Below are 13,037 nucleotides of genomic sequence, written 5' to 3'. Positions count from 1 at the left end.
GTGGCCGCGGCCAGCGCTCCGCGGCCTCCGCGCCTCCGCGGCCTGGGCGGCCTGGGCGGCCTGGGCGGCCTGGGCGCGGCGCCGCCGTGGGGCGCGGCGGCGCCGATCAAGGGCAAATGCACGTGGTTCGATCTCATTTCCACGTGCGTTTGCCCTTGATCGATGCGTTTTCCCTTGATCGACGCGGGATGCGCGCCGGGCGATGCGACGGACGACGGGCGACGCGGATCGCGCGCCGCGCACGTGGCGGGCGAGGCTCGCCGCTGCCCGCCGGTGTTAGAGTTCCAGGCCAGCGGCGGTGAGAGGGCGACATGGAGCAGCACGGCTACATCCACAATAAGGACGACTATCTGCGCCGGCTGCGGCGCATCGAGGGTCAGGCGCGCGGCCTGCAGCGCATGGTCGAGGAAGAGAAGTACTGCATCGACATCCTCACCCAGGTGTCCGCGATGACCAAGGCGCTCCAGTCGGTCGCGCTCGGCCTGCTCGACGAACACCTTAGCCACTGCGTCGTCGAGGCCGCCGCGGCCGGCGGACCAGAGGCAGAGGCGAAGGTCAAAGAGGCGTCGGAGGCCATCGCGAGGCTCGTCCGCTCCTGACCGCGCGCCCGCCGCGCTGGCCCGCCGCGCTCAAGGGAAATCTCATCGATCAAGGGCAAACGCACGTGGAAATGAGATCGAACCACGTGCGTTTGCCCTTGATCGACGGAAGGGGCGCGGGCGTGCCGTCCGGGGGGCCGTGGTTAGCGGCCCTCCCAGACTGCTTGGGCGCCGGAGTCGCCGGTGCGGATGACGTAGTACAGGCTCAGGCCGGCTGCCGCTATCGCCAGGACCTGCAGCGCCACCGACACCGCGCGCGTCGAGCCGCCGCGGCCGCCGGCCGGGGGCGCTGCCGACCGGGGAGCGACGAAGTACACCAGCGCCAGCGTCAGCACGGCGAGCGCGATCGACGTGTACAGCGTCATCGTGCCGAGGTCCTGGTGCCGTTCCAGCCGCGGGTAGAAGCCCTCGCTGATGCCGCCGGCCTCGTCGAGCCGTTTGAAGAACGCGTCGCCGGACAGCTTCGCCAGCAGCGCCGCGAGCGGGGTGGCCAGCGCCAGCAGGCCCAGCACCCAGCGGGTGTGCGCTCGCACGAACGGGACGAGGGCGTACGCGATCGTCAACGCGGCCAGCAGCGGCACGAAGACGACGGCGGCGTGGACCAGGAGGGGGTGGGCGGGTATCCCCATGAACTCCTCAAACACGCTCAGAAGCCTAGACCCCCGCGGACCGGTTCGCTCGCCGGCGGCGGCGGTCGAGCACCAGACCGAGCAGGTGCAGGCTGCCCGCGTACAGGAGCAAGCCGCCCACCAGCGCGATCAGCGCGCCCTGGCCGCCGTCACCCAGGGTGACCGGCGGATCGGCCCCGACGTCGACGGACATGGTGGTCAGCGGGATCGCGGCCGCGGCGGCGAGCGGCGGGAGCAGCCACAGTATCCACATCGGCCCGGCCCACCGGTCGTCCTGCATCAGGCCGATCGCCCACAGCACGGCGAAGGCGGGTAGCGCCAGCGGGAGCAGCCGCCAGCGGCGTGCCAGCAGCAGCCCCAGGCCGACGCCCACCGCCGCGAAGAGCGGGAACGCCGCCAGCTCCACGGCCACCAGCCGCGCGATCCCGACATCGTCGAGGGGGCCCCTACCGTCGCGGGCGTAGGCCACCGCGAAGGTCACCGCCGCGAGCAGCACGCCCAGGGGCACGGCCGCTGCGAGCGCCCACGCCCGGTGGCGCACCGCCAGCGCGGCTCCGGCGAGCAGCGCCACGAGCTGTCCACACAGGACACCCGAGGTGTACCGGAAGGCGCGTGTCGTGTACTGCCACTCGTGCTGCTGGGCGTCGCCCTGTGGGTCGTAGTTGACCCACAACTCGTAGTACCCGTCGTTGAGGGGGAGGAGGATCACGGCCAGCGCCGTGACGAGCGGGATCGACAGCAGCACCCACCAGGATCCCTGCCACCCGTTCACGGTGTCACCGTAACGGTATTTGACGCCACCTAATACCGGCCACTATTATGCGACGCATGGCACCGGACGACGAGGCCGATCGGCAAACCCAGCTCCTGCGCGGCACGCTCGACATGTGCATGCTCGCCCTGCTGGCGAAGGAGCCCGTGCACGGCTATGAGCTGGTGCGCCGCCTGAACCTGGCTGGGCTCGACGCCGTCGGCTACGGCACGGTGTATCCGTTGCTGACCCGCATGCGCCGCCTCGGCCTCGTGGCCGACCAGATGGAGGACAGCCCCGCCGGCCCGCCCCGCAAGGTGTACGCGCCCACGGTCGAAGGCCGGCGCGTGCTCGCGGGGTGGCGGCGCCAGTGGGACGCGTTCGTCGAGACGATCAACGCCACCGTCGCGGACGCGCAGCCGCCCGCGACCACCCGGAGGTAGAGATGCTGGACCAGAGGGACGTCGTCGTCATCGCCGAGGACGAGTGGCGCGCCATGGGCCTGGTCGCGGCCGACCGCACCGCACTGGCCGACGACCTACGGATGGAGCTGCGCGCCGCGGTCGCCGACGGTGCCACGCCGGAGCAGCTGATCGGTCTGGACATCCGGGCGTTCGCGCGGCGGCTGGCCGAGGAGGCGGGCGCGCGGCGGGTGCCGTACGAGTTCCGGCGGCTGCTGCTGACCGCGCTGGCCGGAGCGGCGCCCGGCGTTGTCATCGGTTGGATCAGTCTGTGGTACCAGCCGCTCTTCCCGGCCGACCCGACACCGTCAACGGCGGCCATCGTGGCCGTGTACGCCGGCCTCGCCCTGCCGGTGCTCGCGGGCGCGCTGGGCGCGGTGGCGATCCGGATGCGCGGCCTGCCCGCGATCGGCGGCACCGTGGCCCGGATGGCGCTGCTGGTGCCGCTCGCGGGACTGCTCGCCACGCCGGTGACGATGGGCTTCGCGTGGCTCGTCGGGTACAGCACCGCGACGCCGATCGTCGCGATCGAGGTGAGCATCGTGGCGGCGCTGCTGGCGGGGGCGACCGTGCTGGCGCGACGGTGGGCGCTCGCCGGCGCCGGCACGGCCGCGGCGACACCGACCGACCCTGTGCCCGCCTGACCGCCACGCCACCGCGAGCGGAGGGTGATCGTCATCGATCCGGGGCAGCCGGCCGTCGTACCGGTGGGGTAGTTTGCTTCGGGTAACGGGGGACCGCCGGCCCGTTTGGACGGCATTGAGAGGGATGTGTTGTCGTGAGGCGCTACCGGCGCACCCGCCTAGCGGTGCTTCTGTCCACTGTGCTGGCCGCCGGGGCCGCCGTCCTCGCGTCCGCGCTGCCGGCCGACGCGATCGCCAACGGTGAGGAAGTGCCGATCGGGATGTACCCGTTCTCGGTCAAGCTGACCATGACGGGCATCCCCACTCCCGACGGTGGCAAGCGCAACAGCGCCTGCTCCGGCTCGCTGGTCGCGCCGCAGTGGGTGATGACGGCGGGTCACTGCTTCCGGGACGTCAACGGCGTCCGGGTCGAGCGGCCGGTCGCCGACCTGACCACCGCCACCGTTGGCCGCACCGACCTGAATGGCACCGGCGGCCATGTCGTGACCGTCGTCGCCGTGCGGCAGTCGCCGACCAACGACATCGCGCTCGCCCAGATCGAGACCCCGATCACCGACATCAAGCCGCTCCGGCTGGCCACCGCGCCGCCGGCGGTGGGCGACGTGGTCCGGCTGACCGGGTACGGGTCGCTGACCAGCACCAACCCGACGCCAGTGACGCGGCTGCGCACCGGCCAGCTCAGGGTGGCCTCGGTCGCCGAGTCGACCATCGCGATGACCGGCTTCGCCCCCCAGTCCAACACCACGCCGTGCCCGTACGACTCGGGAGGCCCGTTCTTCACCGAGCGCCGGGCGGCGAGGCCCGAGCTGCGCTACGCGCTGGTGTCGGTGGTGAGCAACGGTCCGAGCTGCCCGCACACGCTGCAGGAGACCACCGCGCGGGTCGACAACCTGCGGCCCTGGATCCGCGGCATCATCGGCTGACGCGTAGCCGCCTCCCCGCCTGGGTACGACGTATGTATCCAAGGCGAGGAGGCAGCGATGCAACCCATTCCGTTCGCTCCCTGGGTCTGGCGTGACCCTGGCCTGATCGCCGCTACGGTGGGCACCGAGATGGAGCCGCGCGGCGACCGCCCTGAAGACGACGAGCGTGCGAGCGCCGATCTGGCCGGCTACGACGTCGAGGCGATCGACGGCGGCATAGGCAAGGTCGACGAGGCGAACTACGAGGTCGGCAGCGCCTACCTGGTCATCGACACGGGCCCGTGGATCTTCGGGCGCAAGGTGCTGCTGCCCGCCGGCACGGTCGACCGCGTCGACCACGACGGGCGCAAGGTGTACGTCGACCGGACCAAGGAACAGGTCAAGAACTCACCGGAGTACGACAAGGACACGTTCGGCACCGCCGAGTACCGGGACAGGGTGGGCGGTTACTACGCCGGGACCTACGAATAGCCCATAGCGATCTCCACAGGTCGTTCACAACTCACACCGTTCCCCTCCACGGCCGCTGCATAGAGTGCGGGCATGAGTGAGCGTCGTGTCCTGGTCGTGGAGGATGAGCGCACCATCGCCGACTCGGTGGCCGCTCGGCTGCGCGCCGAAGGGTTCGGGGTGCGGATCGCCGGCGACGGCCCCAGCGCGGTCGACGCGGCACGCGAGATGCGCCCCGATTTGGTCGTGCTCGACATCATGCTGCCGGGCTTCGACGGCTTGGAGGTGTGCCGCCGCATCCAGGCCGAGCGCCCGGTGCCGGTGCTCATGCTCACCGCCCGCGACGACGAAAACGACCTGCTGGTCGGGCTGGCGGTCGGCGCCGACGACTACCTGACCAAGCCGTTCTCGCTGCGCGAGCTGGCCGCGCGGGTGCACGCGCTGCTGCGGCGGTTCGAGCGCGCGGCCACGGCCGCCCGTGACAACGCGCCCACGATCCGCCTCGGCGACCTGGAAATCAACCAGGCGGAACGCCGGGTTCGCCGGGCCGGTGTCGAGGCGCACCTGACGCCCACGGAGTTCGACCTGCTGGTGCACCTCGCGGGCCGGCCGCGCACCGTGCTGCCCCGCACGCAGCTGCTCGCGGACGTGTGGGGCTGGGCCGACGAGTGCAGCACACGCACGGTTGACAGTCACGTCAAGGCGTTGCGCCGCAAGCTCGGCGGCGACCTCATCCGCACCGTGCACGGGATCGGATACGCGCTGGAGGTCCCGGCGTGAGTTCGCTGCTGGACGTGCTGCCCCGCCCACTCGACCCGGTGCGCTCCATCAAGGTCAAGCTGGGCATCCTGCTGGTCTGCTCCGGCGCCGCCGGGCTTGTCGTCTTCCGGTTCGGCATCGGCTGGCTGCCGCCCCTCACCTCGGTGACCGCGATCTGCGTCGCGCTGCTGACCTCGCAGGTCCTCGCGCACGGCATGACCTCGCCGTTGCGCGAGATGACCGCGGCCGCGCGGGCCATGGCCCGCGGCGACTACACCCGCCGGGTCCGAGCCACCTCCCGGGACGAGGTGGGGGAGCTGGCGCTCGCGTTCAACCAGATGGCCGCCGACCTCGCCGCGGCAGACCAGCAGCGGCGCGAGCTGATCGCGAACGTCTCGCACGAGCTGCGGACCCCCATCACCGCCCTACAGGGGCTCCTGGAGAACCTGGTCGACGGCGTCGCGCCGGCCGACAGCACGACTCTGCGCACCGCGCTGACACAGTCCGAACGGCTCGGCCGCCTCGTGGTCGAGCTGCTGGACCTGTCCCGGCTCGACGCCGGGGTCGTGCCGCTCGACCGCGTCGAGATCGACGTCGCGGAGTTCCTGGACGCGGCGGTCCAGGAGGCCGCGGTGACCGCGACCGGCGCCGGGCGCCAGGTTGATTTTCGGGTACAGGGTGCCGCGTCCGCCGGCACCGTCACGGCGGACGCCGACCGGCTGCGGCAGGTGTTCGCCAATCTGCTCGACAACGCGGCCCGGCACAGCCCGCCGGGCGGCACCGTGCTGGTGACCGCCACGGCGGGCACCGACCGGACGCACTTCGAGGTGATCGACGAAGGCGAGGGCATCCCGCCGGACCAGCGAGCCCGGGTGTTCGAGCGGTTCACGCGCGGCGACCGGACCGGCGCGTCCGACGGTGGCACCGGGCTGGGACTGGCGATCGCGCGCTGGGTGGTGGAGATGCACGGAGGCACCGTGGCCGCCCTCGACCGGACCGACGCCAAGCCCGGCTGCCGCATCCGGGTCACCGTGCCCCACCCCGACCACAGTGGACGATGAGAGGCCAGAGATGACCGCGCCGCACCCGACCGTCAAGCCTTCCACCCTCGCGCCCAACACCGCCGCCTGGCAGCCCGTCCTCGGCCCGCGCCCGCCGACACCGTTCGAGAAGCGGTGGCCCGGCCCGCTCAGACCCGCCCCGGCGCTCGTACTGGGCGCGGCCGTCGCGACCGGAATCGTGGCGGCGGCCAGCGTTCCCCTCGACCGGCCCGGCACCGGCTGGCTGGTCACAGCGTTGGCCGCCACGGCCGTGCTCGTCACCCTGTCCCGGCGTCACTTCCCGGGCAGCGTCCAGCCACTGTGGACGGCCGCAACCGTGACATTGCTCGGTGTAGGAACGATCCGGGCCGCCGGCTGGCTATTCGTCCTCTGCGTCCTGACGGCGGCGGTGACCGCCTCCCTCGCGGTGGCGCCGGCCCGCGGGTTCCGCGCGCTCGTGTTCGCGTCGGGCACCATACCGCTGGCGGTGTTCCGGGCGCTGCCGTGGCTGGGGGACGCTTCCCGGGCGCTGCTCCACAAGCGCCAGAACGGCTCGACGGCGCGCGTCGGCGTGGCCGTGGTGGTGTCCGTGCTACTGGTCGTCGTCTTCGGCGCGCTCTTCGCGGGCGCCGACGCGGCCTTCGCCGAGCTGGTCGGGCGGCTCCTGCCGGATGCCGACCTCGCGTCCAACGTGGATAACGGGTGGCTGTTCCTGTTCGCGTCGGCGGTCGTGGTCGGTGCCGCGTACCTGCTCGCCGGGCCCCCGGACCTCACCGGCCTGGAGAGGCCGGCGAAGGCGAGGCTGGGACGCCTGGAGTGGACGCTGCCGTTGGCCGCGCTGAACGCCGTGTTCGCGATGTTCGTGGCGGTGCAGCTGACGGTGCTGTTCGGCGGCTCGAAGCACGTGCTGCGGACCGCCGGGCTCACCTACGCGGAGTACGCCCGGAAGGGGTTCTGGCAGCTGCTAGTGGTCACCGCGCTCACGCTTGCCATCCTGGCGGCCGCCGCCCGGTGGGCGCCCCGCGAGCAGCGCGGCGACCGGATGCTGGTGCGCGTACTGCTCGGCGGGCTCGCCACCCTCTGCCTGGTGATCGTGGCCTCCGCGCTGTACCGGATGCACACCTACGAGGAGGTGTACGGCTTCACCCGCCTGCGGGTGCTGGTGAGCGTGTGCGAGCTGTGGCTGGGCGTGGTGCTGGCGATGGTGCTGGCCGCCGGGGTGCGGCTGCGCGCCGGGTGGCTGCCCAGGGCGGTGGTCGGCAGCGCCGTCGCGGCGCTGATCGGGCTCGCGGCGCTGAACCCAGACCGGTTCATCGCCGAGCGCAACGTCGATCGGTTCGAGCAGACGGGCCGGATCGACACCGCGTACCTGTCGAACCTGTCCGCCGACGCGGCGCCGGCGCTGGACGATCTGCCGGCGCCGCTGCGCGGCTGTGCGCTCCAGGAGATCGCGCACGATTTGGAGCGGGAGCCGGACGGCTGGCGGGAGTGGAACCTGGGCCGCCGCGAGGCCCGCGAGGTCGTCGCCGACATCCGCGTGACGGAGCTGGCGTGGAACTCGGCATGCGGGCCCGCGTCGAGCCTCTACTAGCTACCCCTTGACGGCGGCTGCGACCGCGTCCGCGAGCGAGGTGGTCGGGCGGCCGATGAGGCGGCGGAGGTCGCCGCTGTCGATGAACAGCGCGCCCTTGGCGATCTGGACGTCGCAGGAGGCGAGAACGTTGGCGTACACGTCGGGCACGCCGGCCGCGACGAGCGCCTTCTCGTACTCGTCGGCGGGCAGGTCACGGTAGGCGACCTCGGTGCCGCTCTGCCGGGTGACCTCGGCGGCCAGCTCGGCCATCGTGAACGCCTCGTCGCCGCCCAGCTCGTATGCCTTGCCCTCGTGGCCGTCGCCGGTCAACACGGCGGCGGCCGCGGCGGCGAAGTCGGCCCGGGCCGCGGCGGAGATCCGGCCGTCACCGGCGGAGCCGAGGATCGCGCCGTGCTGCAGGGCTGGCGCGAGGTTCGCCGTGTAGTTCTCGAAGTACCAGCCGTTGCGCAGGAACACGAACGGGACACCCGACGCGCGGACGACCTCTTCGGTGGCCTTGTGCTCGGGGGCGACGGGCAGGTCGGTCGTGTCCGCGTACGGCGCGCTGGTGTAGGCGATCAGCTTGACGCCCGCGGCGACGGCGGCGTCGACCGCGTTGGTGTGCTGCGGGAGCCGCTGGCCGACCTCGCTTCCGGAGATCAGGAGCAGCTTCTCGGTGCCGGCGAACGCGCTGGTGAGGGTCTCGGGCTTGGAGTAGTCGGCCTGCCGGACCTGTACGCCCTGGGCGGCGAGGTCGGTGATCTTCTCCGGTGTGCGGGCGGCGGCCACGATCTGGTCGGCCGGAACGCCCTGGTCGAGCAGGGCCTGGACAGCGAGGCGGCCAAGGTGGCCACTGGCGGCGGTGACGGTGAAGGTCATGGGGAACACGATTGCACTAACTTCTAGAAAGTGCCAACTGTCAGTGAGTACTATTACATCTGCAAGTACCCCGTGGGCGGGTAGTCTTTGGGCATGGCCGATATGGAGCAGCTCGTCGCCGACGTCTTCGCGCGCGCCTGCACCTCCCGCGCCGTCTTGGAAAACGTGGCCGGCAAGTGGGGCGTCCTCGCCCTGGCGGCCCTGTCCGAGGGCACGTACCGGTTCAACGCGCTGCGCCGCCGCGTCGACGGCATCAGCGAGAAGATGCTTTCCCAGACCCTTCAGGCCCTGGAGCGGGACGGCCTGGTCCGGCGCGACGCGCAGGCCACCATCCCGCCCAAGGTGGAATACAGCCTGACCCCGGCCGGCGAGCGCATCTCCGCCAAGCTGATCGAGCTGATCGAGCTGATCGAGGGCGAGATGCCGCGGGTCACGGCCGCCCAGCAGCGCTACGACACGGAGCGCGCCCGCTAGGCCCTAGTGCTCCCGGCGGGCCAGCACGAACGCCTGCCGCACCTTGTCGTTTCCGACGCGTTCGCGTATCAGCGTCGCCGTCACCGCGAAGCCGGCGGCGGTCAGCTCCTCCGCGATCCGCTCGGGCCGCAGCCGCTGGAACTCCAGGGAAACGGTGTGGCCCAACGCCTCGGAGACGTGCAGCGACTCGTCACCGACCTGGAAGGCCAGGAGCACCGGGGCGCCGGGCGCCAGTACGCGGTGAAACTCGGCGAACACGGCCGGCCGCTGGTCAGGTGCGATATGGATGACCGAGTACCAGGCCAGGAGGCCGGCCAGCCCGCCGTCCGCGACGTCGAGGGCGGTCATCGTACCCTCCTCGAAGCGCAGGTGCGGGTACGTCTTGCGGGCCACCGCCAGCATCCCGGGCGACAGGTCGATGCCGTACGCGTCGAGGCCGAGGTCGTACAGCAGCGTGGTCACCCGCCCGGGACCGCATCCGACGTCGGCGACGCGCGCACCGGCGCCGGCTATCTCGGCGAACGCCGCCAGCATCGCCCTGTCCAGCGGCCGGTCGTCGAGCTCGTTCGCGAGGAACTCGGCGTAGTCGGCGGCGATGCTGTCGTAGGAGGCGCGGATCGCGTTCATGACGGACGACCCTATATCGCTGTCACCGCGCACGCGGTGCCGTTGACGGTGGCCGCGGTGGGCGGGGCGTTCGCGCCGTCGTGGGTGCCCTGGAAGCCGAACGAGATGCCAGCGGCCGCCGGCACGGCGCCGTTCCAGTCCAGGTTGCGCGCGGCCACCTGGGCTCCGCTCTGCGACACGGCGGCGTTCCAGGCGTTGCTGATCACCTGGCCGTCGGGGAGGGCGAAGCGCACGGTCCAGCCGTCGAGCACCGACCCGCCGGCGGTGACGCGCAGGTCGGCCACGAAACCGGTCGACCACTGACTGGTCACGTCGTACTCGACTGTGCAGGCGGCGCGGCGGCGGCCTCGGTGGGTGTCGGCGCGGCCGTCGTCGGGTCGGGCCTGGGGGTTGGCGACGGTGCCGTGGTGCGCGGCGGTGCCGGGGTGCGCGGGCGCGTCGGCGTGGGTGTCGGGGCCGCCGGCCGGGCCCGCGTCGCGGACGGCGTCGGGGTCGGTGTCGCGCCCGGCACGGGCGGGAAGGTCAGCCCGAAGCCGTATGCGAACAGGGCCGGCTTGCCGTCGCCGGCGTTGATGGGCTGCTGTGCCGAGCTGCGCATCCACGTCATCGGCAGCTTGCCTGTCGGCGCGTAGTCGCCGAACAGCACGTCGGCGACGCCCTGCCCCTCGGTGCCGGGCAGCCATGCGGCGACCAGCGCGTCCCAATCTTTGAGCCGGCTCGCGACGTCCAGAGGGCGGCCGGAAACCAGGACCACCACCACCGGTACGCCCGAGGCGCGCAGCCGGTCGAGCGTCCGGAGGTCGTCCTTGTCGAGCGCCAGCGCGCCCGTGCGGTCGCCCCTGCTGCCGGCGTACGGCTTCTCGCCGACCACCGCGATGGCCGCGCGGTAGGTGCGGTTGATGCCGGTGCCGTCCCGGTTGTACGTGACGGTCGCGCCGGCACCGACCGTGTTGCGGATGCCCTGCAGGATCGTCGTGCCCTGCGTGACCGGCCCACTGGCGCCCTGCGACGACATGGTCCAGCCGCCGGACTGGATGCCGATGTCGTCGGCGCTCCGGCCGGCCACGAAGATCTTGCCGCCGCGCTTGGCCAGCGGCAGCGTCTTGTCGTCGTTCTTGAGCAGCACCTGCGACTTGCGGACCGCCTCGCGGGCCAGGTCGCGATGTGCCACGCTGCCGACGTTGGCGGTCAGTCCCCGGTCGCTGAGCGGACGCTCGAACAGGCCGAGCTCGAACTTCTTGGTGAGGATGCGCCGGTTCGCGTCGTCGACCCGCTGCCAGCTGATCCGTCCGCTGTCGACCTCGGCGCGCAGCATCGCGACGAACTGCCGGAAGTCGCCTTGCGGCGCGATCATGTCGATGCCGGCGTTGTAGGCGGCGGTGATGTCGGCGCCGGTGACACCTGGCGCACCGTCCAGTTTGTCCAGTCCGGCGCCGTCGGCGAGTACGAAACCGCTGAACCGAAGCTCACCCTTGAGCACGTTGTTGACCAGGCCCGCCCGCTGCGGGTTCCAGCCAGCCAGCGAGACCAGCACCGAGCCGGCGCCCGCCGAGATGGCCGCCTGGAACGGCGGCAGGTGGATGCCGCGCAGCTCGGCCTCGGTGTTTCCCGCCCCGTCGCCCAGGTACTTGGCGGTGGCGAGCACCGAGGAAGGATCGCTGAGAGCGGAGCCCTGGAGCCCTTGCACGATCGAGGTCATCGCGGCCGGGATCTCGGGCTGCTCGCCGAACGACTCGTACGTGCGGCCGGAACGGTCGTCGCGGGCCACGCACAGGCACGGCGCGAACGTCCAGTCGACGCCGGTGGCGGCGACCTCTTCGGCGGTCGCCCGGCCGACCCGCCGCACGAGTTCCGGATCGCGGGTGGCGCCGAGCCCGATGTTGTGCGGGAAGATGGTCGCGCCCCGCACGTTGTTGTGCCCGTGCACCGCGTTTGTGCCGTAGATCACGGGGATCGACAGGGCGGTGGTCTGTGCGGTGCGCTGGAACCCGTCATACATGTCCGCCCAGCCGGTGGCGCTGGGGTCCGCCGGCAGGGAGTCCGGGCCCGAGGCGATCGAGCCGATCCGGTACGTGGCCACGTCGTCGGGTGTGGTCAGCGCGGCCCGGTCGACCTGGATGAGCTGCCCGAGCTTGTCTTCCGGGCCCATGCGGGTCAGCAGGTCGTCGACACGCAACGCGACCGGCTTGCCTGGATCGCGGTAGGGGAGCACCGACGTGCTGGCCTTCGCACCGGCGCCCTTGCCCGGCCCGACGAGATCCAGCGCCGAGGCGACCAGCGTCGCGGCGGTGAGCACCAGGCAGGTCACCGTCAGACCGATCATGGTGCGGCCGTGGCGGTCGAGGCGGATCGCCAGCCGGTGGCTGCGGGGGCCGGCCGGTGGGGGCGATGCGGGCATGCGGAACTCCTTGTCAGTCGCCTGAGGCGATGCCCAGACTGCTGGCAGCAGCCCAACTACTGACAGCAATCAAGGCCCGTTGCAGCTTGACGGCTGCCCGGGATCCCGCAGTGATCAGAATCTATGATACTCAGCCCGAAGGTCAAGAGGGTCCCGACGTATCCTTGCCCGCATGGGATCTGGGGTTGGCAAAGGCGACGAGGTCGCCGACTTCGAACTGCTCGACGAGACCGGTGCCGCGCGGCGGCTCAGCGAGTTCCTGGCCAACGGGCCGGTCGTGCTGTTCTTCTACCCGGCCGCGATGACCCGCGGCTGCACGGTGGAGAGCTGCCACTTCCGCGACCTGGCGGCAGAGTTCGCCGAGGTGGGCGCGCAGCGGATCGGCATCAGCCGCGACAGCGTCGACAAGCAGCGGCAGTTCTCCGAGATGCACGGGTTCGACTACCCGCTGCTGTCGGACCCTGACGGTAAGGTGGCTGACCTGTTCGGCGTGCGCCGGAAGCTGCCGCTCGGGCCGCTCAGCACGAAGCGGATGACGTTCGTGATCGACACGGATCGGCACGTCCTCGAGGTCATCCACAGCGAGGTCAGCATGAACGACCACGCCGACCGCGCCCTGTCCGTCCTCCGAACCCACGCCCCCCGCTAACGCAGGCACCTCGCACCCACCCCACTCCGCGCGTCCTCCGCCCGCCTTGCGCCGGCTCCCGCGCGCCGGCTCCCGCGCGCCGGCTCCCGCGCGCCGGCTCCCGCGCGCCGGCTCCCGCGCGCCGGCTCCCGCGCGCCGGCTCCCGCGCGCCGGCTCCCGCGCGCCGGCTCCCGCGCGCCGG

The 13,037-nt window shown here is 72.0% G+C and carries 16 protein-coding genes; 10 read left to right on the top strand and 6 right to left on the bottom strand.

Annotated features, from left to right (window positions below):
• Positions 1–311 precede the first annotated feature (311 nt).
• Entirely contained in the window at positions 312–599 is a 288-nt protein-coding gene (locus V6V89_RS39410; RefSeq protein WP_334624797.1) for a metal-sensitive transcriptional regulator, read from the top strand.
• Positions 600–742: 143 nt separating this feature from the next.
• Here V6V89_RS39410 and V6V89_RS39405 read toward each other — a convergent pair whose 3' ends face one another.
• Positions 743–1,243, bottom strand: a complete 501-nt coding sequence (locus tag V6V89_RS39405) for a DUF2231 domain-containing protein (protein ID WP_334624796.1) — start codon at positions 1,241–1,243, stop codon at positions 743–745.
• Between the two features lie 10 nt (positions 1,244–1,253).
• Entirely contained in the window at positions 1,254–2,000 is a 747-nt protein-coding gene (locus tag V6V89_RS39400; RefSeq protein WP_334624794.1) for a hypothetical protein, read from the bottom strand.
• 56 nt (positions 2,001–2,056) lie between these two features.
• Between V6V89_RS39400 and V6V89_RS39395 the strand changes: the two genes are divergently transcribed.
• The 7 genes from V6V89_RS39395 (at position 2,057) to V6V89_RS39365 (ending at position 7,847) form a co-directional block, all read left to right on the top strand.
• On the top strand, positions 2,057–2,422 hold the full coding sequence (locus tag V6V89_RS39395; RefSeq protein WP_334624793.1) for a PadR family transcriptional regulator: 366 nt from the start codon (positions 2,057–2,059) through the stop codon (positions 2,420–2,422).
• 2 nt (positions 2,423–2,424) lie between these two features.
• Complete coding sequence (locus V6V89_RS39390; RefSeq protein WP_334624792.1) at positions 2,425–3,084, top strand: hypothetical protein; 660 nt, start codon at positions 2,425–2,427, stop codon at positions 3,082–3,084.
• Between the two features lie 134 nt (positions 3,085–3,218).
• The gene (locus V6V89_RS39385; RefSeq protein WP_334624791.1) at positions 3,219–4,007 is read left to right on the top strand and encodes a S1 family peptidase; all 789 of its coding nucleotides are present in this window, start codon (positions 3,219–3,221) and stop codon (positions 4,005–4,007) included.
• 57 nt (positions 4,008–4,064) lie between these two features.
• Positions 4,065–4,478: a PRC-barrel domain-containing protein gene (locus tag V6V89_RS39380; RefSeq protein ID WP_334624790.1), complete on the top strand. Its 414-nt coding sequence runs from the start codon at positions 4,065–4,067 to the stop codon at positions 4,476–4,478.
• Between the two features lie 72 nt (positions 4,479–4,550).
• Positions 4,551–5,237 carry a response regulator transcription factor gene (locus tag V6V89_RS39375; protein ID WP_334624788.1) on the top strand — a complete coding sequence of 229 codons (687 nt, stop codon included), beginning with the start codon at positions 4,551–4,553 and terminating at the stop codon, positions 5,235–5,237.
• Complete coding sequence (locus V6V89_RS39370; protein WP_334624787.1) at positions 5,234–6,277, top strand: HAMP domain-containing sensor histidine kinase; 1,044 nt, start codon at positions 5,234–5,236, stop codon at positions 6,275–6,277. Before V6V89_RS39375 ends, V6V89_RS39370 begins: the two co-directional genes overlap by 4 nt.
• A gap of 10 nt (positions 6,278–6,287) precedes the next feature.
• Complete coding sequence (locus V6V89_RS39365) at positions 6,288–7,847, top strand: DUF4153 domain-containing protein (protein ID WP_334624786.1); 1,560 nt, start codon at positions 6,288–6,290, stop codon at positions 7,845–7,847.
• On the opposite strand, the gene V6V89_RS39360 is transcribed toward V6V89_RS39365, so the two are convergent.
• Positions 7,848–8,708: an SDR family oxidoreductase gene (locus tag V6V89_RS39360; protein ID WP_334624785.1), complete on the bottom strand. Its 861-nt coding sequence runs from the start codon at positions 8,706–8,708 to the stop codon at positions 7,848–7,850.
• Between the two features lie 93 nt (positions 8,709–8,801).
• Here V6V89_RS39360 and V6V89_RS39355 point away from each other — a divergent pair, with 93 nt between their 5' ends.
• Positions 8,802–9,182: a winged helix-turn-helix transcriptional regulator gene (locus tag V6V89_RS39355; protein ID WP_334624784.1), complete on the top strand. Its 381-nt coding sequence runs from the start codon at positions 8,802–8,804 to the stop codon at positions 9,180–9,182.
• 3 nt (positions 9,183–9,185) lie between these two features.
• Here V6V89_RS39355 and V6V89_RS39350 read toward each other — a convergent pair whose 3' ends face one another.
• Genes V6V89_RS39350 through V6V89_RS39340 form a run of 3 tightly spaced genes read right to left on the bottom strand, consistent with a single transcriptional unit; the run spans position 9,186 to position 12,207 of the window.
• A complete protein-coding gene (locus V6V89_RS39350; protein ID WP_334624783.1) occupies positions 9,186–9,809 on the bottom strand; it encodes a class I SAM-dependent methyltransferase in 624 nt (207 codons plus the stop codon).
• Between the two features lie 11 nt (positions 9,810–9,820).
• Positions 9,821–10,120, bottom strand: a complete 300-nt coding sequence (locus V6V89_RS39345; protein WP_334624782.1) for a cellulose binding domain-containing protein — start codon at positions 10,118–10,120, stop codon at positions 9,821–9,823.
• Complete coding sequence (locus V6V89_RS39340; RefSeq protein ID WP_334624781.1) at positions 10,117–12,207, bottom strand: glycoside hydrolase family 3 protein; 2,091 nt, start codon at positions 12,205–12,207, stop codon at positions 10,117–10,119. Before V6V89_RS39340 ends, V6V89_RS39345 begins: the two co-directional genes overlap by 4 nt.
• Before the next feature lie 172 nt (positions 12,208–12,379).
• On the opposite strand from V6V89_RS39340, the gene V6V89_RS39335 reads away from it, so the two are divergent.
• Positions 12,380–12,856 carry a peroxiredoxin gene (locus V6V89_RS39335; RefSeq protein WP_334624780.1) on the top strand — a complete coding sequence of 159 codons (477 nt, stop codon included), beginning with the start codon at positions 12,380–12,382 and terminating at the stop codon, positions 12,854–12,856.
• The last annotated feature ends 181 nt before the right edge of the window (positions 12,857–13,037 follow it).

This window comes from Micromonospora sp. CPCC 206061, assembly GCF_036906915.1.
GTDB lineage: Bacteria > Actinomycetota > Actinomycetes > Mycobacteriales > Micromonosporaceae > Phytohabitans.
The sequence above is the reverse complement of the archived record's forward strand: the minus strand, read 5'-3'. Positions and strand labels throughout refer to the sequence as shown.